General features: G+C 70.3%; 18 protein-coding genes and 1 pseudogene. 7 read left to right on the top strand and 12 right to left on the bottom strand.

The window, feature by feature from the left end:
* Positions 1-217: 217 nt before the first annotated feature.
* Both ACFYXB_RS26730 and ACFYXB_RS26725 read left to right on the top strand, forming a co-directional pair.
* Complete coding sequence (locus ACFYXB_RS26730) at positions 218-1,453, top strand: trypsin-like serine peptidase (RefSeq protein ID WP_389586621.1); 1,236 nt, start codon at positions 218-220, stop codon at positions 1,451-1,453.
* An 84-nt stretch (positions 1,454-1,537) separates the two neighbouring features.
* Positions 1,538-2,038, top strand: a pseudogene (locus tag ACFYXB_RS26725) (hypothetical protein); the annotation flags it as partial.
* 64 nt (positions 2,039-2,102) lie between these two features.
* Here ACFYXB_RS26725 and hflX read toward each other — a convergent pair.
* The 6 genes from hflX to miaA all read right to left on the bottom strand — a co-directional run bounded on the left by hflX (position 2,103) and on the right by miaA (position 10,384).
* Entirely contained in the window at positions 2,103-3,593 is a 1,491-nt protein-coding gene (hflX, locus tag ACFYXB_RS26720; protein WP_351361783.1) for a GTPase HflX, read from the bottom strand.
* Positions 3,594-3,727: 134 nt separating this feature from the next.
* Complete coding sequence (locus ACFYXB_RS26715; protein WP_389586618.1) at positions 3,728-5,239, bottom strand: M1 family metallopeptidase; 1,512 nt, start codon at positions 5,237-5,239, stop codon at positions 3,728-3,730.
* A gap of 98 nt (positions 5,240-5,337) precedes the next feature.
* Complete coding sequence (locus ACFYXB_RS26710) at positions 5,338-7,548, bottom strand: RelA/SpoT family protein (protein ID WP_389586616.1); 2,211 nt, start codon at positions 7,546-7,548, stop codon at positions 5,338-5,340.
* Between the two features lie 283 nt (positions 7,549-7,831).
* On the bottom strand, positions 7,832-8,701 hold the full coding sequence (gene dapF, locus ACFYXB_RS26705; RefSeq protein ID WP_351361774.1) for a diaminopimelate epimerase: 870 nt from the start codon (positions 8,699-8,701) through the stop codon (positions 7,832-7,834).
* A 132-nt stretch (positions 8,702-8,833) separates the two neighbouring features.
* Entirely contained in the window at positions 8,834-9,337 is a 504-nt protein-coding gene (locus tag ACFYXB_RS26700) for a hypothetical protein (RefSeq protein ID WP_351361795.1), read from the bottom strand.
* 108 nt (positions 9,338-9,445) lie between these two features.
* Positions 9,446-10,384, bottom strand: coding sequence for a tRNA (adenosine(37)-N6)-dimethylallyltransferase MiaA (gene miaA / locus ACFYXB_RS26695; protein ID WP_389586614.1), 939 nt, complete (start codon positions 10,382-10,384; stop codon positions 9,446-9,448).
* Positions 10,385-10,563: 179 nt separating this feature from the next.
* Here miaA and ACFYXB_RS26690 point away from each other — a divergent pair, with 179 nt between their 5' ends.
* Both ACFYXB_RS26690 and ACFYXB_RS26685 read left to right on the top strand, forming a co-directional pair.
* Positions 10,564-10,851: a hypothetical protein gene (locus ACFYXB_RS26690; protein ID WP_388497706.1), complete on the top strand. Its 288-nt coding sequence runs from the start codon at positions 10,564-10,566 to the stop codon at positions 10,849-10,851.
* Between the two features lie 25 nt (positions 10,852-10,876).
* Entirely contained in the window at positions 10,877-11,149 is a 273-nt protein-coding gene (locus ACFYXB_RS26685) for an antitoxin (protein WP_351361765.1), read from the top strand.
* A 108-nt stretch (positions 11,150-11,257) separates the two neighbouring features.
* On the opposite strand, the gene ACFYXB_RS26680 is transcribed toward ACFYXB_RS26685, so the two are convergent.
* The 4 genes from ACFYXB_RS26680 to ACFYXB_RS26665 all read right to left on the bottom strand — a co-directional run bounded on the left by ACFYXB_RS26680 (position 11,258) and on the right by ACFYXB_RS26665 (position 15,036).
* A complete protein-coding gene (locus ACFYXB_RS26680) occupies positions 11,258-11,977 on the bottom strand; it encodes a class III extradiol dioxygenase subunit B-like domain-containing protein (protein ID WP_389586611.1) in 720 nt (239 codons plus the stop codon).
* A 189-nt stretch (positions 11,978-12,166) separates the two neighbouring features.
* On the bottom strand, positions 12,167-13,687 hold the full coding sequence (gene miaB / locus ACFYXB_RS26675) for a tRNA (N6-isopentenyl adenosine(37)-C2)-methylthiotransferase MiaB (protein ID WP_389586609.1): 1,521 nt from the start codon (positions 13,685-13,687) through the stop codon (positions 12,167-12,169).
* A gap of 181 nt (positions 13,688-13,868) precedes the next feature.
* Entirely contained in the window at positions 13,869-14,480 is a 612-nt protein-coding gene (locus ACFYXB_RS26670) for a DUF6234 family protein (protein ID WP_389586607.1), read from the bottom strand.
* A gap of 151 nt (positions 14,481-14,631) precedes the next feature.
* A complete protein-coding gene (locus ACFYXB_RS26665; protein WP_389586605.1) occupies positions 14,632-15,036 on the bottom strand; it encodes a MazG nucleotide pyrophosphohydrolase domain-containing protein in 405 nt (134 codons plus the stop codon).
* A gap of 86 nt (positions 15,037-15,122) precedes the next feature.
* Between ACFYXB_RS26665 and ACFYXB_RS26660 the strand changes: the two genes are divergently transcribed.
* Positions 15,123-16,121 carry a TAXI family TRAP transporter solute-binding subunit gene (locus ACFYXB_RS26660; protein ID WP_389586603.1) on the top strand — a complete coding sequence of 333 codons (999 nt, stop codon included), beginning with the start codon at positions 15,123-15,125 and terminating at the stop codon, positions 16,119-16,121.
* Positions 16,122-16,133: 12 nt separating this feature from the next.
* On the opposite strand, the gene ACFYXB_RS26655 is transcribed toward ACFYXB_RS26660, so the two are convergent.
* Positions 16,134-17,534 (bottom strand): ATP-binding protein, encoded by a 1,401-nt coding sequence (locus ACFYXB_RS26655; RefSeq protein ID WP_389586601.1) that lies wholly within the window; start codon positions 17,532-17,534, stop codon positions 16,134-16,136.
* Between the two features lie 9 nt (positions 17,535-17,543).
* Entirely contained in the window at positions 17,544-18,230 is a 687-nt protein-coding gene (locus tag ACFYXB_RS26650; protein ID WP_351364042.1) for a response regulator transcription factor, read from the bottom strand.
* Positions 18,231-18,527: 297 nt separating this feature from the next.
* On the opposite strand from ACFYXB_RS26650, the gene ACFYXB_RS26645 reads away from it, so the two are divergent.
* Complete coding sequence (locus tag ACFYXB_RS26645) at positions 18,528-19,304, top strand: amino acid ABC transporter ATP-binding protein (protein ID WP_351364039.1); 777 nt, start codon at positions 18,528-18,530, stop codon at positions 19,302-19,304.
* Between the two features lie 79 nt (positions 19,305-19,383).
* Positions 19,384-20,223, top strand: a complete 840-nt coding sequence (locus ACFYXB_RS26640) for a glutamate ABC transporter substrate-binding protein (protein ID WP_351364037.1) — start codon at positions 19,384-19,386, stop codon at positions 20,221-20,223.
* Positions 20,224-20,225: the final 2 nt, after the last annotated feature.

Below are 20,225 nucleotides of genomic sequence, written 5' to 3'. Positions count from 1 at the left end.
TACAACCCCGGACCGCTCACGGGGTTACGGGTTGACTCAAGATCCTTGCCGTGACGGAACTGTTGCCGTTCGGTCGGAAGTCCCCCACAGCGAGCGCATAGTGTGTGGTGCCGTTCCCGGACGTCAGTGAGACCGAGACCGACGTGAACTGCACATGGGTGCGGGGCACTTCACGGGCGCGGCACCCAGTTCCTTTACCACAGGGGGAGTCAAGACCATGCGATCCATACGGCCGTCGTTCACCGTTCGCCGGGGGAGGAGCGCGCCCCGCAGAACCTCCCCCGGACTGGCGGCCTTCGCTCTCGCCTCGGTGCTGGCGCTGACCGCCACCGCCTGCGGCGGCGGCAGCAGCGACGACAACGCGGGCGGGCAGGCGTCCGCCTCCGCGACCAGTGGTGACACCGCCGACGGAAAGATCCAGATCCCGGACGACATCAGGGACAAGCTCAAAGAGCACGGGATCGACATCGACAAGTGGAAGAACGGCGCCTGGAAGAACTGGGACAGGGACGACTGGCTGCGCGAGGCCAACGATTTCATCAACCCGATCATCAAGGGCCTGTGGGACCCGGACCGGATGCGGGACGCCGATGACCCGGACCGGGGTGTCGACGACAACGACCTCTCCGGTGACCAGGGCGTGACGGACCCGACACCGGCTCCGGTCAAGGCGCAGGCGGTGCGGCCGCCGTACCACAGCAACGCGGCGACGGCGGGCAAGGTGTTCTTCGACTCCCCCGAGGGCACGATGGTCTGCTCGGCGACCGTGGTGGAGGACCCGGCCCACCCGGGCAAGTCCAACCTGGTGTGGACGGCGGGTCACTGTGTGCACGCCGGCAAGAAGGGCGGCTGGTACCGCAACATCGCGTTCGTGCCGTCGTACAACGACAAGGGCATGACGGAACAGCAGTTGCAGACCGCCACCAAGGAGCAGGTCGCTCCGTTCGGCGTGTGGTGGGGTGACTGGGCGCAGACCTCCCAGCAGTGGATTGAACAGGGCGGCGAGACGGGCGGGGACGGTGCCTCGTACGACTACGCGGTGATCCATGTGACGCCCGAGCAGGGCGGCGGTGGCAAGTCGCTGGAGGAGACGGTCGGTTCGGCGCTCCCGGTGAACTTCGGGGCTCCTGCGGTGCCGAAGGTGGAGACCCTGACGGCGACGGGCTACCCGGCGGCGGCGCCGTTCGACGGGCAGGCGCTGTATCAGTGCCAGGACAAGCCGGGGCGGCTGTCGATCAACAAGGCGGATCCGACGATGTACCGCATCGGCTGCACCATGACGGGCGGTTCGTCGGGTGGTGGCTGGGTGGAGAACGGTTCCGACGGCAAGCCGGCGCTTGTGTCCAACACCTCGATCGGGCCGGTGAGTTCGGGCTGGCTGGCGGGTCCGCGGCTGGGTGATGTGGCCAAGGGTGTGTACCAGGCGGTCAGCAAGAAGTTCGCCGGGCGATAGCCGGTCGGCAACGGCCGGGGGGCACAGCGGAGTCCAAGGCGGCGGCGAGGTGCCGCACGGGAAACCTTCACTGCCTCGCCGGCGTTCGGCCAGTGGTGGGCGGACTGGGCGTCCACCTCGGACCAGTGGATCCAGGGCGGCTCGGAGACGGGCGGCGCGGGTGCGGCGTACGACTACGCCGTGCTGCACGTGAAGCCGGAGTCCGGGTCGAAGTCCCTGGAGGAGACCGTCGGCGCTGCGCTCGACGTCGACTTCTCCGCGCCGTCCGCGTCCGAGGTGGCGAGTATGGGCGCCTGGGGGTACCCGGCCGCGCCGCCCTACAGCGGGCTGAAGATGTTCAGGTGCATCGACCGGCCGGGGCGGCTGTCGCTGAACCCCGCGCCGCCGACGATGTACCGCATCGGCTGCACGATGAATGGCGGCTCGTCCGGCGGCGGTTGGTTCCGGGTGGTGGACGGCAAGACCGTGCTGGTGTCTAACACCACGATCGGGCCGACCGACAACACCTGGCTCGCGGGCCCGCAGCTGGGCCAAGTGGCCGAGGAGCTCTACCAGAACATGAGCAGGGCGTACGGCGGTCGGTGACACCGGCACGCTGAAGGCCCGCTCCCCGGCGGCAAGCGGGGAGCGGGCCTTCGTGCGAAGTGCGTCAGAGCGCGGGAGCTGGCACGTACGGCGCGAGATCCGCCGCCAGTTCCTCGTGCACCCGCACCTTGAGCAGCGTGCCCTCCGCGGTGTGCTCCTCGGAGAGCACCTCGCCCTCGGTGTGGGCACGGGCGACCAGCTTGCCGTGGGTGTACGGCACGAGCGCCTCGATCTCGACCGAGGGCCGGGGCAGCTCGTTGTCGATGAGCGCGAGCAGTTCCTGAATGCCCTGACCGGTGCGGGCCGAGACCGCGATGGAGCGCTTCTCGATCCGCAGCAGTCGCTGGAGCACCAGCGGGTCGGCCGCGTCCGCCTTGTTGATCACGACGATCTCGGGCACGCCGGTCGCGCCGACGTCCCGGATCACCTCGCGCACGGCGGCCAGCTGCTCCTCCGGCACCGGGTGCGAGCCGTCCACCACGTGCAGGATCAGGTCGGAGTCGCCGACCTCCTCCATGGTGGAGCGGAACGCCTCGACCAGGTGGTGCGGCAGGTGCCGTACGAAGCCGACGGTGTCGGCCAGTGTGTACAGGCGGCCGCTCGGGGTCTCCGCCCGGCGGACGGTCGGGTCCAGGGTCGCGAACAGGGCGTTCTCGACCAGGACTCCCGCGCCCGTGAGGCGGTTGAGCAGGGAGGACTTGCCGGCGTTGGTGTAGCCCGCGATGGCGACGGACGGCACCTTGTTGCGGCGGCGCTCCTGGCGCTTGATCTCGCGGCCGGTCTTCATGTCCGCGATCTCCCGGCGCATCTTCGCCATCTTCTCGCGGATCCGGCGCCGGTCCGTCTCGATCTTGGTCTCACCGGGACCACGGGTCGCCAGGCCACCGCGACCGCCACCCATCTGCCGGGACAGCGACTGACCCCAGCCTCGGAGCCTCGGCAGCATGTACTGCATCTGCGCGAGCGCCACCTGCGCCTTGCCCTCTCGGGACTTGGCGTGCTGGGCGAAGATGTCCAGGATCAGGGCCGTACGGTCGATGACCTTGACCTTGACGACGTCCTCGAGCTGGATCAGCTGGCCGGGACTCAGCTCACCGTCGCAGATGACAGTGTCCGCGCCCATTTCGAGGACGATGTCCCGCAGCTCGAGCGCCTTGCCGGAGCCGATGTAGGTGGCCGCGTCGGGCTTGTCGCGGCGCTGGATGACACCGTCGAGCACGACGGCGCCGGCGGTCTCCGCGAGGGCGGCCAGCTCGGCGAGCGAGTTGTCGGCGTCCTGCGCGGTTCCCGAGGTCCACACCCCGACGAGTACGACCTGCTCCAGGCGGAGCTGTCGGTACTCGACCTCGGTGACGTCCTCGAGCTCGGTGGAGAGGCCCGCCACGCGGCGCAGGGCCGCGCGCTCGGAGCGGTCGAACTGGTCGCCGTCCCGCTCTCCGTCGATCTCGTGGCTCCAGGCGACGTCCTCTTCCATCAGGGCATCGGCCCGAAGACCTTCGGGGTAGGCGTGCGCGAAGCGCTTGGTGTCCTGGGAAGAGGAAGAAGAGGAGGTCATTGGGTCCTTACGTGGTTGTGGAATCCGATACGGGCGACAACCTGAACAACGCACGAGCACCCTGGGAGATTCCCGCGCTCCGTGCCGCGCCGACCTCAAGATGGTCGCACGGCACGGCCCGTCTCGTCACCGTCTTATTGCGCGGCAGACTTCTCCGGCGGCGTGGCCTTCCAGTCCTTGTGGCCTGGCATCGGCGGGGTCTTCTCGCTGTACAGCCAGGCCTTGAAGAACGCGCTCAGATCGCGTCCGGCGATGCTCGAGGCGAGGCGTTCGAAGTCGGCCGTGGTCACCGTGCCGTCGCGGTGCGTCTGGGCCCAGACCCGCTCCAGCCGCTCGAAGGCGGGCTCGCCGATCTCCTGGCGCAGGGCGTACAGCACCAGGGCTCCGCCGTCGTAGACGTTCGGCCGGAAGATCCCGATCTTCTGGCCCGCCGCGGGCGGCTTGGGCGCGGCGGGCGGACCGCCGGACCGGCGCCAGCGGTCGGAGACGCTGTAGGCCGCCTTCATGCGGTCGGCCATGGGCTTGTGCCCCTTCTCCTGCGCGTACAGGGCCTCGTACCAGGTGGCGTGGCCCTCGTTCAGCCACAGGTCGGACCAGGTGCGCGGGCTGACGCTGTCGCCGAACCACTGGTGGGACAGTTCATGCACCATGATCGACTCGACGTACCACTTGGGGTAGGCGGGCTCGGTGAACACGCCCTTCTCGAAGAGGGAGAGGGTCTGCGTCTCGAGTTCGAAGCCGGTGGCGGCCTGGGCCATCAGCAGGCCGTACGTCTCGAAGGGGTAGGGCCCGACCTTGCTCTCCATCCAGGCGATCTGGTCGGGGGTCTTGGCCAGCCAGGGTTCGAGGGCCTTGCGGTCGGCGGTGGGCACGACGTCACGGACGGGCAGTCCGTGCGGTCCGGTGCGGTGCAGCACGGTGGAGTGGCCGATGGACACCTGGGCGAGCTCGGTGGCCATGGGGTGCTGGGTGCGGTACGTCCAGGTGGTCGAGCGGCCGACCTTGTCGACGCCGGTCGGCAGGCCGTTCGCGACGGCCGTGTAGCCGTTGGGGGCGGTGACCCGGATCGTGAACATCGCCTTGTCGGACGGGTGGTCGTTGCACGGGAACACCAGGTGCGCGGCGTCGGCCTGGTTCGCCATGGCGAGGCCGTCGGTGGTGCGCACCCAGCCGCCGTCCCGGTGCTTGGCGGGCCTCGGGTCGCTGGTGTGGCGCACGGTGATCCGCGTCCAGTTGCCCCGGAGCAGCGCCCGCTTCGGGGTCACGACCAGGTCGTCTCGGGCGCTGGTGAAGGCGGCGGGGCGGCCGTCGACCTCGACGGACTCGACCTTGCCGTGCGCGAAGTCGAGGTTGATGCGGTCCAGGCTCTTCGTCGTCCAGGCGTCGATGGTGGTGACGGCCTCGAGGGGCTTGTCGTTCGTGCCGGGATAAGTCAAGGACAGGTCGTACGACGCGACGTCGTATCCGGGGTTGCCCAGATACGGGAAGAGGCGGTCGCCGATGCCCAGCGGGTCGGCGGGGGTGCTCGCGGAGACGAGGCAGACGGAGACGGCGGAGGCGAGGAGGGCGGCGGTGCGGTGCCGACGGCTCCTGCCGGCCGACAGGGGCGGCTTGGGCGGCCGGTTGGTGCGGGGGGTGAGCAGCATGGACCACCGCTACCAGCGCGCGCCTGTGCTATGGCGGAGACGCGCGCCCGGCGCACCCGAACGGATGGGCGTGGGGCGCGTCCGTCAGGAGGGCTCCGTCAGGAAGCCGATGTCTGGTGCTGCGCTCGCCCCACGTCGTACACGCCCGGCACGTTGCGCATGGCGCGCATGAGGACCGGGAGGTGGGCCGCGTCGGGGAGTTGGAGGGTGTATGTGTGGCGGACGCGCTGCTGGCTCGGCGGTTCGACCGTCGCGGAGACGATCTCGGCGCCTTCGAGGGCGATCGCTTCGGTGAGGTCGGCGAGCAGATGGGGGCGGCCGAACGATTCGGCGACCAGCGTGACCCGGCACGCGGTGGTGTCCCCCCAGCGCACGCCGATCTCCGGGCGCCCCCCGCTCTTCATACGCGCCACCGCGGCGCACTCGACGCGGTGCACGGTCACCACTCCCCCGCGCACGGAGAAGCCGGTGACCTCGTCGGGCGGTACGGGCGTACAGCATCCGGCGAGCCGGGGCGTGGCGCCGGGGCGATCCACCAGGACTTCGGCGTCTCGGGGGCGGGCCGGGGCGCCCGCGCCTTCTGACGTGACACGGCCGGCCGTGGCGGCACGCGTGACGGAGTCCACTGCCCCGGCGCGCTCCGCCCCACCGCCGATCCCGTCGCGGAGCCCGCTCCTTTCGGCCTGTTCCGGATCCGTGTCGTCGTGCACCGGATGTGCCGCCAGCCACCTCTGGATGGCGATCCGGGCGGCCGGGGTGTGCGCGTGGTCCAGCCATTCCCTGGAGGGTTCGGAGGCCGGGTCCTGGCCCATCAGGAGCTGAACGCTGTCGCCGTCCTTGAGGACCGTACTGAGCGTTGCCAGGCGGCCGTTGACCCGGGCGCCGATGCAGGCGTGCGCGTCCTCGCCGTACTGCGCGTACGCGGCGTCCACGCAGGTGGCGCCCTCGGGCAGGCCCAGGGTGCCGCCGTCGGGCCGGAAGACGGTGATCTCGCGGTCCTGGGCGAGGTCCTCACGCAGGGTCGACCAGAAGGTGTCGGGGTCGGGCGCGCCGCGCTGCCAGTCGAGGAGGCGGGAGAGCCAGCCGGGGCGCGTGGGGTCGGCGCGCTCGCCGTCGGCAGGGACGCCCTCGCCGCTCTGCTCCTCCGCCGGAGGGGCGTAGGGATTGCCCAGGGCGATGACACCGGCCTCGGCGACCTTGTGCATCTGGTGGGTACGGATGAGGACTTCGGCGACCTGGCCGTCCGGGCGCGCGACGGCCGTGTGCAGCGACTGGTAAAGGTTGAACTTGGGTACGGCGATGAAGTCCTTGAACTCGGAGACGACGGGCGTCATGCACGTGTGCAGCTCGCCCAGGACGCCGTAACAGTCCGCGTCCTCGTTGACGAGCACCAGCAGGCGGCCGAAGTCGGCGCCGCGCAACTGTCCGCGCTTGCGGGCGACGCGGTGCATGGAGACGAAGTGCCGGGGGCGGATGAGGACTTCGGCCGGGATGTCCGCGTCGCGCAGGACGGTGCGGACCTCGTCGGAGATCTCGGCGAGGGGGTCGTCGGCGCGCGTGGCGTTGTCGACGATCAACTCCCGCGTGTGCTCGTACTCGTCGGGGTGGAGGATCGCGAAGACGAGGTCCTCCAGTTCGGTCTTGAGGGCCTGGACGCCGAGCCGCTCGGCGAGCGGGATGAGGACGTCGCGGGTGACCTTGGCGATGCGGGCCTGTTTCTCGGGGCGCATCACTCCGAGGGTGCGCATGTTGTGCAGCCGGTCGGCGAGTTTGATCGACATCACGCGGACGTCGTTGCCCGTGGCGACGAGCATCTTGCGGAAGGTCTCGGGCTCGGCTGCCGCGCCGTAGTCGACCTTCTCCAGCTTCGTCACCCCGTCGACCAGGTAACGAACCTCCTCGCCGAACTGTTCCCGCACCTGGTCGAGCGTCACATCGGTGTCCTCGACGGTGTCGTGGAGCAGAGAGGCCGTCAAGGTCGTGGTCTCGGCCCCGAGTTCGGCGAGGATGAGGGTCACCGCGAGGGGGTGTGTGATGTACGGCTCGCCACTCTTGCGCATCTGGCCGCGGTGCGAGGACTCGGCCAGCACATAGGCGCGGCGCAGAGGTTCGAGGTCGGCGTCCGGGTAGTGGGCGCGGTGGGCCTCGGCGACGTGGCCGATGGCGTCGGGCAGTTTGTCACGGGCGGGTGAGCCCAGCAGCGCGGCCCGGCCGAGCCGACGCAGGTCGATCCGGGCGCGGGCCTTCTTGCGCGGCGCCGCAGGGGTGACAGGGCCTGGGTTCGCGGGGTTCGTGGCCTCCGCACTCATGGGCACCTCCGGCTCGTGGACCGGCGGACGGGGCCACGGGGCATACGCGGCTCAGGGATGGCGACGTTCCCCCGTCCGTGCCGGTGCTTGATGCTACCGAGCCCAACACGTGCGACTGACCGCCTCCCGCCGAGCGTGAAACGGATCACCCAATCGAGCGACGATGCGGAGGTTTACGGTTTTGCGCCAGGTGACTGGCCGTCGGCCGTGGTTTCGATACGCCCCTGACGCCGGGAGCCACGGATCCGGGTGTCGCGGGCTGTCGTGGCCGCGGTTCGCGCGGTCAACGGGCCGCGTTTTCCAGCCACTCGGCGTCGATCTCTCCTTCGGCGACGATCACGGCGGGGCCGGTCATCTCGACCTCGCCGTCGGGCCGCTCGATTATGACGAGGCGTCCGCCGGGCACGTCCACGGTGTACGTCGCAGGGGTGCCCGTGACGGCCGGGTCGGCGCCGTCGCGGCGGGCGGCGGCCACGGCGACGGCGCACGCGCCCGTGCCGCAGGAGCGAGTCTCACCGGCGCCGCGCTCGTGCACACGCATCGCCACGTGCCGGGGGCCGCGGTCGACCACGAACTCGACGTTCGCGCCGTCCGGGTAGGCGCCCTCCGGGCCGACGGGCGGCGGGGTGAACAGGTTGCCGGCGTGCGCGAGGTCGTCGACGAAGGCGACCGCATGCGGGTTGCCCATGTTCACGTTGCGTGCGGGCCAGCTGCGCTCGCCGACGCTCACCGTGACGTCCCCTTCAAGGAGGCGCGCGCTGCCCATGCCGACGGTGACGTCACCGTCCTTGGCGATGTGCGCGCTCTTCACGCCCGCGCGCGTGGCGACCGTGATGTCGCCCTCGGTGACGTGTCCGGCGTGCTGGAGGTAGCGCGCGAACACGCGCACGCCGTTACCGCACATCTCCGCGATGGAGCCGTCGCCGTTGCGGTAGTCCATGAACCACTCGGCCTCGGCCGCCATCGCCCTGGCCTCCGGATGCGCGGCCGACCGCACCACGTGCAGCACGCCGTCACCGCCGATGCCCGCACGCCGGTCGCACAGCGCGGCGACGGCGGCCGGGGTGAGGTCGAGGGCGTTCTCTGGGTCCGGGACGATCACGAAGTCGTTCTCGGTGCCGTGACCCTTGAGGAAGGCGATCCGCGTGCTCATTCCTCGATCGTACGGGGTCGGTACGACAACCTCGTACGGCGTCGGTACGGCGTCCCGGTCGCCGGTGCGGGGCCGGCGCAACGGACTCGGGGCGGCGGCGGGCGGGCCGGCGAGGCGAGCGGGTGCGCCGGCTCAGCGCAGGCGGGCCACGCGCCAGACGGCGAGGACCGCGACCACGGCGACGACGAGGACGTACGCGAGAACGACCCGCCAGTCCGGTCGGCGTCCGGAGCCGCGCGGGGGCAGACCCGGGAGGGCGTAGCCCACGCGGCGGGCGGCCATCATGCCCCAGCCTGCGGCGCAGGAGCAGATGAGCAGGCCCAGCATCGCGATGACGGCGCCGCTGTCGCCGAAGTCGAAGGCGAGCGGGAAGGCGAACATCAGGGAGCCGACGGCGGCGAGGCCCACGATGGGGGCGAGCTGCCAGATGCGCAGCCGACGCTGCGGCCGCAGTTCGACCTCGACCTCCGGGCCGCCCGCGAACATCTCCTCGGGCTCCGGGCCGTCGGCGGTGACACCGCCCACCGTGTCGTCGGGTCCGTCGGGGCTCAGGCGGTCCTCGTCCTGCCCCGGCCCATCACCGTCGGTGGTGAGGTGCTCGGTGCCTTGTGCGGTGTCGCGAGGGCCGGCCTCCATCGCCACGCGCCCTCCCAACTCGGACTCCACTTGGTCGATCGAAGCTCGATGATGGCATGGCGCCGGAGGCCTCGATGACCGGCGGCGCATCCCGATGCCATCACGTGATCAGGCTGTGACCGGTCGTTCGATCAACGTCAGCGCCAGGTGCGGAAGTTCCGTCCGGTCCGCCGTGGCGCCACTCAGCCAGTGCACCCGGGGGTCGCGCCGGAACCATGAATCCTGACGGCGCGCGAAGCGTTTGGTGGCGCGCACGGTCTCGGCCCTGGCCTCCTCCTCGGTGCACTCCCCGGAGAGGGCCGCGAGCACCTGCTGGTAGCCGAGGGCGCGCGACGCCGTGCGCCCCTCGCGCAGGCCCCCCGCCGCCAGCACGCGCACCTCGTCGACGAGCCCCGCGTCCCACATCCGGTCGACGCGGAGCGCGATGCGCTCGTCGAGCTCGGGGCGGGCCACATCGACGCCGATCTGGATCGTGTCGTAGACGGAGTCGTGGCCCGGGAGGTTCGCCGTGAACGGCTGGCCGGTGATCTCGATCACTTCCAGGGCCCGGACGATACGGCGTCCGTTGCTGGGCAGGATCGCCCGGCCGGCCTCGGGGTCGGCGGCGACGAGGCGGGCGTGCAGCGCCCCGGAGCCGCGCAGCGCCAGCTCCTCCTCCAGCCGGGCCCTGACCTCGGGGTCGGTGCCGGGGAACTCCAGGTTGTCCACTGCTCCGCGCACGTACAGGCCCGAGCCGCCGACCAGGATCGGCCAGCGGCCCCGGGCGAGCAGGTCGTCGATCCGGGCGCGGGCGAGCTTTTGGTACTCGGCGACGGAGGCCGTGACGGTGACGTCCCAGATGTCCAGCAGGTGGTGCGGGACGCCGCCCCTCTCCTCGGACGTCAGTTTGGCGGTGCCGATGTCCATCCCGCGGTAGAGCTGCATGGAGTCGGCGTTGATGACCTCGCCGCCGAGCTGCTGGGCCAGGAAGACGCCCAGATCGGACTTTCCGGCCGCGGTGGGGCCGACGACGGCGATGACGCGGGGGGTGGGGGCTGCACTGCTCACCGCACCAGTCTCCCAAACCTCACGGCCACTCCTCGAACGGGTTACGTGACGGCATGCGGTCGGCTTCGTTGCCCGTGGCGAGTGCCCGCCGCCGGTTTCGGGGCGGTGACCCGGGCGGCGCGATCGGACGCACCGGACGACGCGGGATTCCGTCCGCACGAGTAACGTATGGAGTGGATATGGGCGTTTTTGCACGACTTCTCCGGAAGTCCAGGGCCACGGAGGAGGCGTCGGCCGCCGAGGCGCGGACCGGTACGGAGCCGGCCGGGCCCGAGGCGGAGGAGGCTGCAGCTGCGGAGGAATCGGCACGGACGACGGCGTCTGCCGAAGGCGGGACCGAGGACGCGACGGCACGAGCGGAGACGGAGTCCGTCGAGGGCGTCGCCAAGGAGAGCGCCGAGATTCCCCAGCAGCATTCGGCCGACGAGGTCGCGGACAGCACGGCCCGCGAGGGCGCCCGCAGGTAACTGCCCCGCGAGGGAAGGTGGACCGATGGGTCTGATGGACAACGTGAAGGCCAAGCTCGCCCCGGCCAAGGACAAGGTGTCGGACCTCGCGCAGCAGCACGGGGGCAAGATCACACACGGCATCGACAAGGCCGCGAAGGCCGTCGACGAGAAGACCAAGGGCAAGTACAGCGAGAAGATCCACACCGGCACGGACAAGGCCAAGCACGCCATGGACCGGCTCGCGCACAAGGGCGGCCCCGAAGAGGCAGAGGGCACGACGCCCACGCCCCCCGAGACACCGCCTCCGGCTTCCTGAACGGCACGACTTATGACACGCTGACCGGCGGACGGCTGCGGAGCACTACAGCTCCCGGCCGCCCGCCGTTTCCGCGCCTGGAACCCGGCCCGCCCCGCCCCCTGACCCCTAGGACCAGCTCGCGACCACGTATCCCACGCCGTACGGCGCGTCCTCGTACAGCAGGGAGCCCGCCAGTGCCGCATCCTCCGCCGCTCCCGCCAGGACCTGCCAGGCGGAACGGCCGGCGGCCCTCAGTTCACGGGCCAGGTCCGGGTCCAGTGCCTCGATGGCCCGTACGTCCGCGGAGCCCAGCGCTCGGGCGACCTCCGCGTCGAACGGGGCCGCCCGCTCGTCCAGATAACCCGGTGCCTTGAGCGTGCGGCAGGCGCTGGCGTCGCCCATCACCAGGAGTGCCATCCGCTCGGCCCTTGCAGCGATTTCCCTTCCCACTTCGATACACCGCTCGGGCGCCAGCGGTTCCGCCACGCCGAGTCCCTCGATCGGGGCGTCCGCCCAACCGGTGCGCTCAAGGAGCCATGCCGCGACGACCAGCGACGTCGGCAGCTCGCGGTCGGAACCGGCGGCGGCGCCCTCGTCCCGGCCCAGTCGCACATCGACGTCCACGCCGAAGCCTCGGAAGGAGCCCCGGGTGCCCTGCGGACAAGGCCCGAGACCGCTCTCCTCGGCTGGCCCGACGACCACCAGCCGGTCGGGGCGGGCGGCGGCAAGTACGCCGAGCGCGTCCATGCACGCTGCACGCGCGGCGTCCAGCTCGGCGGCGGCACCCGCGGCGACCTCGGGCACGAGGAGCGGCGGGCAGGGACAGACTGCGGCGGCGACAAGCATGATCGGCAGAGTAACCCCGTCCGACGGCCCGGCGTCACCCCTCGACGAGCACGAGCACGTCGGAGGTGTCGATGCGGGTGCGCCGAGCGCCATGAGCTTGGCGTCGCCGGCCGTCACGCGCGCGTGCCGCACGCTCGGTGAGCTCCTCGCCGTACGAAGTGCGGCAGCCCACCCCAGCGGCGGCCGAGGTCAGTCGCAGCCGCAGCCGCTGCCCGAGGCGACCGGCAGCGGCTCGGGGGCGCCGATCTTCGGCAGGCCGAGCATCACACCGGCCGGCTTGGCGGCCTCGGCGGCGTTGCGCTTCTCCCAGGCGTCGCCCGCGCGCGTGCGGCGCACGTCGAGGACCTGGCCCTCGGCGAGGAGGTGGTGCGGGGCGGCGTACGTGATCTCGACCGTGACGACGTCGCCGGGACGCACCTCCTGCTCCGGCTTGGTGAAGTGGACCAGGCGGTTGTCGGGGGCGCGGCCGGAGAGGCGGTGCGTGGCGCCGTCCTTGCGGCCCTCGCCCTCGGCGACCATCAGCTCGAGCGTGCGGCCGACCTGCTTCTTGTTCTCCTCCCAGGAGATCTCCTCCTGGAGGGCGACGAGACGCTCGTAGCGCGTCTGGACGACCTCCTTGGGGATCTGGTTCTCCATGGTCGCGGCCGGGGTGCCGGGGCGCTTGGAGTACTGGAAGGTGAAGGCCTGCGCGAAGCGTGCCTCGCGGACCGCGTGCAGCGTCTGCTCGAAGTCCTCCTCGGTCTCGCCGGGGAAGCCCACGATGATGTCCGTGGTGATCGCGGCGTGCGGGATGGCGGCGCGGACCTTCTCGATGATCCCCAGGTAGCGCTCCTGGCGGTAGGAGCGGCGCATCGCCTTGAGGACCGTGTCCGAGCCGGACTGCAGCGGCATGTGCAGCTGCGGCATCACGTTCGGCGTCTCGGCCATGGCGGCGATCACGTCGTCGGTGAAGTCGCGCGGGTGCGGGGAGGTGAAGCGGATCCGCTCCAGGCCCTCGACGTTCCCGCAGGCCCGCAGCAGCTTGCTGAACGCCTCGCGGTCGCCGATGTCGGAGCCGTACGCGTTGACATTCTGCCCGAGCAGCGTGATCTCGGAGACGCCCTCGCCGACCAGGGCCTCAACCTCGGCCAGGATGTCGCCGGGGCGGCGGTCCTTCTCCTTGCCGCGCAGGGCCGGGACGATGCAGAAGGTGCACGTGTTGTTGCAGCCGACGGAGATCGAGACCCAGGCGGCGTACGCGCTCTCGCGTCGCGTCGGCAGTGTTGAAGGGAACGCCTCGAGCGACTCGGCGATCTCGACCTGCGCCTCTTCCTGCACGCGCGCGCGTTCCAGCAGCACCGGCAGCTTGCCGATGTTGTGCGTGCCGAAGACGACGTCCACCCAGGGCGCCTTCTTGACGATGGTGTCGCGGTCCTTCTGCGCGAGACAGCCGCCGACGGCGATCTGCATCCCGGGGCGCGAGGCCTTCTTCGGCGCCAGCCGGCCGAGGTTGCCGTAGAGCCGGTTGTCGGCGTTCTCGCGCACGGCACAGGTGTTGAAGACGACGACGTCCGCGTCCCCGTCCGACCCCTCGGGCGCACGTACATAACCGGCCTGTTCCAGCAGCCCGGACAATCGCTCGGAGTCGTGGACGTTCATCTGGCACCCATAGGTGCGCACCTCATATGTTCGCTCAACGTCCACGGCCTGGCTCCGGTCGATGCTGCTCATGCCATAAGGGTAGGCGGTACATCGGGCAGCCTTCGCCTCCGTAGCCGCACCGCAAGATCCGGTCCAGGCGCGATGAGTATCCGGGTCCCCCTGGCCCGACGCCCCGCCACGCCTCGACTTGCGGCGATACGCGACCACGGTGAACCCTCCGGCGATGAGAAGCCTGCGGCGCTCAGCCCAGTCAGACCGCTCCCAGAGCTCTGCGTAGTGCTCCCCCGTTCCAGAGGATCCGTCCTTCGAACGGGACAGCTGAAGAGCACTGCCTGCCCGAGTGGCTGAACGAGGGCGCCACGGTCGTCGATGGCCACGGCGTCGGGGCATCGTGCAGTTCATCGGCGAGTGGGAAGACCCCGCCACCCGGCGCGTCACCGACCGCGCGATCTTCCTGCGCCCCGAGGGCGGTGGCACGGAATGGATCGTGGCCGACCACCGCACCCTCGCCAAGGGCTGACCATGCTTCCCTCCGGCCAGGGGCGGGCGGGTGGTCGTCGTGGTACTGAAGAACCAGGGCTACGGCGGCGACCCCGAGCAGGGCGAGGCCCGCGAGGGTCTGGCCGCAGGCCGTCACGATCGCCCGGCCCCGGCCCGCCAGCAGAGCCGTCGCCAGCACCGCGAGGCCGAGTACGGCGAGACCGACGGCCGGTGCGGTCATGCTGACGTCGGAGTTGTCGGCGCCGGCGTCGAAGAACGCATATCCGGCCTGAGCCAGAGCGTAGAGATACGTGATCAGGGCCACCCCCGCGTCCAGCGCGAGCAGGAGGAGCGCGAGGACGACGTCCGCCAGCGGGTGCATGCCTGAGCGTCCTGACGTGGGGCGTGCATGTGCTGTGGACATGGCACCAGTGTCGGAGGGTCGGTCACGAAGTGCCTGAGTACGGATACTCAATACCGGCCTCGGCGGAACGCCATGAACTCAGGTTGGGACAGGGCCGGAACGAGCGGTGTCAGGCACCGCCGGATCTCCAGCCCTGGCGGCGCAGGACCTCCGACACGTCCGGCGCCTCGTAGTGCTCGCCCTTGAGCACCTTCCCGTCCGACCGGCGGGCGACCTGGCCGTCCGGGCCCAGCTTGCTCATGTTGGCGCGGTGGATCTCGGCGATCACGGCGTCGAGGTCGATCCCGTGGACCAGCGCCGTGCCGTACGCGATGTACACCACGTCGGCCAGTTCGTGTGCGAGCCGGTCCAGCGGGCCGGTGACCGAGACCTCGGCGACCTCCGCGGCCTCTTCGGCGAGCAGTTCCCCACGGTGCGCGGCCAGTTCGGGGGACACCTCGGTCGGCGTACTGCGGGCGTCGAGGCCGAAGGCGAGGTGGAACTCACGGACTGGGTCGGCGGGCGAGGTGCTCATACGGCGACTGTAACGGCCGCCTCCGACAACGCCGCTCCTGAGCCCCGCCTGGCCAGGACCCTGGCCAGGCTGGCAGGATCGCGCGCATGTCCAAGGTGCTCCCCCGGATCAGCAGGCGGCACGCGCTCCGGGGCACGGCCGCCGGCGGCGTCGCCCTCGGGCTGCTGCTGTGGTGGCTGCTGCCCCTGGGCGAGGAGCCGCCGAGCGGGACGATCACTTTCAGCACGGGGACGTCGCGCGGGGTCTACCAGGAGTACGGCGAGCGGCTGCGCACCGAACTGGACCGCGACATGCCGGGTCTGACGGTGAAGCTGCAGACCAGTGCCGGTTCGCAGGAGAACGTCCGGCGCGTGGCGACCGGGGAGGCCGACTTCACCATCGCGGCGGCCGACGCGGTGGAGACGTACGAGATCGCGGGCGCGGCCGGGGCGGACAGGCTGCGCGGTGTGGCCCGCCTCTACGACGACTATGTGCAGGTCATCGTGCCGGACGACTCGCACGTCAAGTCCATCACGGACCTGAGGCACAGGCGGGTGGCGATCGGGCTGCCCAACTCCGGTGTGCGGCTGATAGCGAATCGGGTGCTCAGGGCCGCGGGCATCGACCCCGAGAAGGACATCACGCCGATGTCGGACGGCATCGACACCGGGCCCGACCGGCTGATGCAGGGTCGGATCGACGCATTCTTCTGGTCGGGCGGGCTGCCCACGAACGGGCTGGTCCAGCTGGCCCGGAAGTTCCACTTCCGGTTCGTTCCGATCGACACCGACCTCGTGGCCACGCTGCACCGCCAGAGCGACGCGGCCCGCTACTACCGGGCCACCAACATGCCGGAGTCGGCCTATCCGTCGATCCAGCAGGGGTCCACCGTGCCCACGATCGCGGTGTCCAATCTTCTGATGACCCGTGAGGACATGGATCCCCGGCTGACCGAATGGGTGACCCGCACGGTGATCAAGAGCCGCGACGGCATCGGCGCGCACGTCCACTCCGCACAACTGGTCGACCTGCGCACGGCGATCTACACCGACCCCCTGACCCTGCACGAGGGCGCGCGACGGTACTACCGCTCGGTGAAGCCCTGACCCGGCCGGCCCTCAGCCACCGCTCCTCGGCACCGTCACCGTCACCTTGAGCCCCTTCGGCTCGTGGTGGTCGTACGAGAGTGAGCCGCCGCCCGCCGAGAGCAGGGCCCGGGTGATGGACAGGCCGAGGCCCGAGCCCTTCACGTTCTGGTGGCGGCCGCTGCGCCAGAAGCGGTCGCCGACGCGGGCGAGTTCCTCGTCGGTGAGGCCTGGGCCGGTGTCGGTGACCACGACGGCCGAGGTCTCGCCGTTGGAGGAGACGGTGACCTCGACGGTGCCGTCCTCGGGGCTGAACTTCACCGCGTTGTCGATCACGGCGTCCAGTGCGCTGGACAGCGAGATCGGGTCGGCCCACGCGGTGGTGGGCGGGCACTCGCCGGTCAGCCGGACGCCCTTGGCCTCGGCGGCCGGTGCCCAGGCGGCCACCCGCTCGGTGGCGAGCTGGCCGATGTCGGTCAGCCGCAGGTCGGCGTCGGCGTGCTCGGCCAGCGCCAGGTCGAGCAGGTCGTCCAGGACCTGCGCGAAGCGCTTGCCCTCGGTGCGGACCGAGGCGATCTCCTCGTTGCCCTCGGGCAGTTCGAGGGCGAGCAGTTCGATGCGCAGCAGCAGCGCGGCAAGGGGGTTGCGCAGTTGGTGCGAGGCGTCGGCGACGAAGGCGCGCTGCTGCTCCAGCACGTCCTCGACGTTGTCCGCCATCTCGTTGAACGACCGGGCGAGCCTCTGGAGTTCCGGCGGGCCGCCGGCCGCGGCGACCCGGGACTTCAGACGGCCGCTCGCGATGGCGTGGGTGGTGGCGTCGAGGATGCGTACGGGCCTGAGCACCCAGCCGGTCAGCCGCAGCGCGGCGCCGACGGCCAGCAGCATCGCGGCGATCTCGCCGGCGCCGATGAGGAGCCAGCCGCGCAGGGTCCGCGAACGCATCTCCCCGGTCGGCGAGTCGGTGACCACGACGGCTACGACGTCGCCGTCCCTGATGACCGGCGACGCGACGACGAGTCGGCTGCGCTGCCACGGCCACACCTGTGCGGGGTCGTGGCTGCGCCGGCTGAGCAGGGCCTCGTCGAACGCGTCGCGCACCTCGCCCGTGCGGGGCAGGAACCAGTCGGCGGGGGCGTTGGCCATCGCGGAGTCGTTGCGGTAGAAGACGCCCGCGCGGATGCCGTACACCTCGTAGTAGCTGTCGAGTTCGCGGCTGAGGGTCTCCCTGCGGTCGTCCACGGTCGTACGGCGGGATCCGCTGGGGCCGTCTGTGACGGACTGGGCGAGCACCGCGAAGCGCGCGGTGTCGTCGATCCGGTCGACGACCACCTTCTGCTGCTGGGCGGCGGCGACACTGGCGGCGAGCGGGAGGCCCAGGGCGAGCAGGACGGCCGCCATCAGGACGATGAGCAGCGGGAGGAGACGTGTGTGCACCCGTGCCCGCTAGGCGGCCGGTGTGACGAGCCGGTAGCCGACGCCGCGGACGGTCTCGATCAGGGCGGGCATGCGCAGCTTGGCGCGCAGGGAGGCGACGTGCACCTCGAGAGTGCGCCCGGTGCCCTCCCAACTGGTGCGCCACACCTCGCTGATGATCTGCTCCCGGCGGAAGACCACGCCGGGGCGCTGGGCGAGCAGCGCGAGGAGGTCGAACTCCTTGCGGGTCAGTTGGATTACCGAACCGTCCACGCTGACCTGACGGGTGGGTAGTTCGATGTGGACGGGGCCGAGGCGCAGCGTGCTCTCGCCGCCCGGTGCGACGTCCTCCTGGACGGTGCGCCGGCTGACGGCGTGGATGCGGGCGAGTAGTTCGCCGGTGTCGTACGGCTTCACCACATAGTCGTCGGCGCCCAGGTTGAGGCCGTGGATGCGGGAGCGGACGTCGGCACGCGCGGTGACCATGATGACCGGGGTGCTGGTCCGCTTGCGGATCTTGCCGCAGACCTCATAGCCGTCCTGGTCGGGCAGGCCCAGGTCGAGCAGGACCACACCGAAGCCGGCGCTCTCGGGCACAAGCGCCTGGAGGGCCTCCTCGCCGCTGCGGGCGTGCGTGACGTCGAACCCGTGCCGTGCCAGAACCGCGGACAGGGCGGCGGCGACGTGGTTGTCGTCCTCGACGAGCAGCAGTCTCATTCCGGCCCCCTCCGGTTCAGCCGTCGTACGGTCTCACTTCGCGGCCGCCTTGTAGAAGGCGCGCGCACGCGCCTGTGCACCAAGGAAGTCACGCCGATGGACAAGGACGGCGTCAAGAGGGTTCCGGTTACCCATGACTTCCGTTACCCGGCCGATACGCGGCCAGGTCGCCCCTACTACGACACGTGTCCGATTGCTATCGGATCGTAATGCTCAGATTCCCCTCAGATGTAATGACGCTGGTCGCATAGGGTTACTACTGTCCTCCGAAACCGAGGAGGACGGAGCCTGAGAGCGATGACCGAAGTATCGGTGGCCAAGGAAGACGTGGCCGCGACAGGCGATCTGGTCGTCCTGAAGAGCGTCAACAAGCACTTCGGCGCGTTGCATGTACTCCAGGACATCGATCTGACGATCGCCCGCGGTGAGGTCGTGGTGGTCATCGGGCCCTCGGGGTCCGGGAAGTCCACCCTGTGCCGCACCATCAACCGCCTGGAGACCATCGACTCGGGCACCATCACGATCGACGGGAACCCGCTGCCCCAGGAGGGCAAGGAGCTGGCCCGGCTGCGGGCGGACGTCGGGATGGTCTTCCAGTCCTTCAACCTGTTCGCGCACAAGACCGTGCTCGACAACGTGATGCTGGGCCAGATCAAGGTCCGCAAGGCCGACAAGAAGCAGGCCGCGGAGAAGGCCCGCGCCCTGCTCGACCGGGTCGGCGTGGGCACCCAGGCCGACAAGTACCCCGCGCAGCTCTCCGGCGGCCAGCAGCAGCGCGTCGCCATCGCGCGGGCCCTCGCGATGGACCCGAAGGTCATGCTCTTCGACGAGCCGACCTCGGCCCTCGACCCCGAAATGATCAACGAGGTCCTCGAGGTCATGCAGCAACTCGCCCGCGACGGCATGACGATGATCGTCGTCACCCACGAGATGGGGTTCGCACGATCGGCTGCAAACCGAGTGGTCTTCATGGCGGACGGCCGCATCGTCGAACAGGCTGCGCCGGACCAGTTCTTCAGCAACCCGCGCAGCGACCGGGCCAAGGACTTCCTGTCGAAGATCCTCCACCACTGAGAGCGCCGTCCACTCTCGGCACGGCCCGCGTCACCCGCCCGACGGCCCGCTTCTCCTCACCAGACAAAGGATGTTCACCATGAAGCTCCGCAAGGTCACCGCCGCCTCGGCCACCGTGCTCACGCTGGCGCTCGCCCTCACCGCGTGCGGCGGCGACAACAAGGACTCGGGCAGCAACTCGGGCGGCGGCAACAAGATCAAGATCGGCATCAAGTACGACCAGCCCGGTCTCGGTCTCAAGCAGCCCGACGGCTCGTTCGCCGGCTTCGACGTGGACGTCGCCACCTACGTCGCCAAGGAACTCGGTTACCAGCCGAACCAGATCGAGTGGGTCGAGACGAAGAGCGCCGACCGCGAGAACGCCCTCGCGCGCGGCGACGTCAAGTTCATCACGGCCACCTACTCGATCACCGACGAGCGCAAGCAGAAGGTCGACTTCGCCGGCCCGTACCTGCTCGCCCACCAGGACCTGCTCATCAAGACCGGCTCGGACATCTCCCAGGGCACGGACCTCAACGGCAAGAAGCTGTGTTCCGTGACCGGCTCGACCTCGGCGCAGAACGTGCAGAAGACGATCGCCCCGAAGGCCAACCTGAAGGAGTACAGCGGCTATTCGGAGTGCATCGCGGGTCTGCAGAGCGGCGCCGTCGACGCGGTGACCACCGACGACTCGATCCTCGCGGGCTTCGCCGCGCAGGACAAGTACAAGGGCCAGTTCAAGCTCGCCGGCCTGAAGCTGAGCAACGAGAACTACGGCATCGGTGTCAAGAAGGGCGACACCGCGACCGAGGACAAGATCAACAAGGCGCTGGAGAAGATGGTCAGCGACGGCTCCTGGCAGAAGGCCGTCGACGCCAACTTCGGTCCGGCGAACTACAAGAACGAGCCGGCCCCGAAGATCGGGCAGATCGTCCAGTAGCG

It is taken from the genome of Streptomyces sp. NPDC002619 (genome assembly GCF_042889305.1).
Classification (GTDB): domain Bacteria; phylum Actinomycetota; class Actinomycetes; order Streptomycetales; family Streptomycetaceae; genus Streptomyces.
This window is presented reverse-complemented; position numbering and strand designations above follow the sequence as displayed.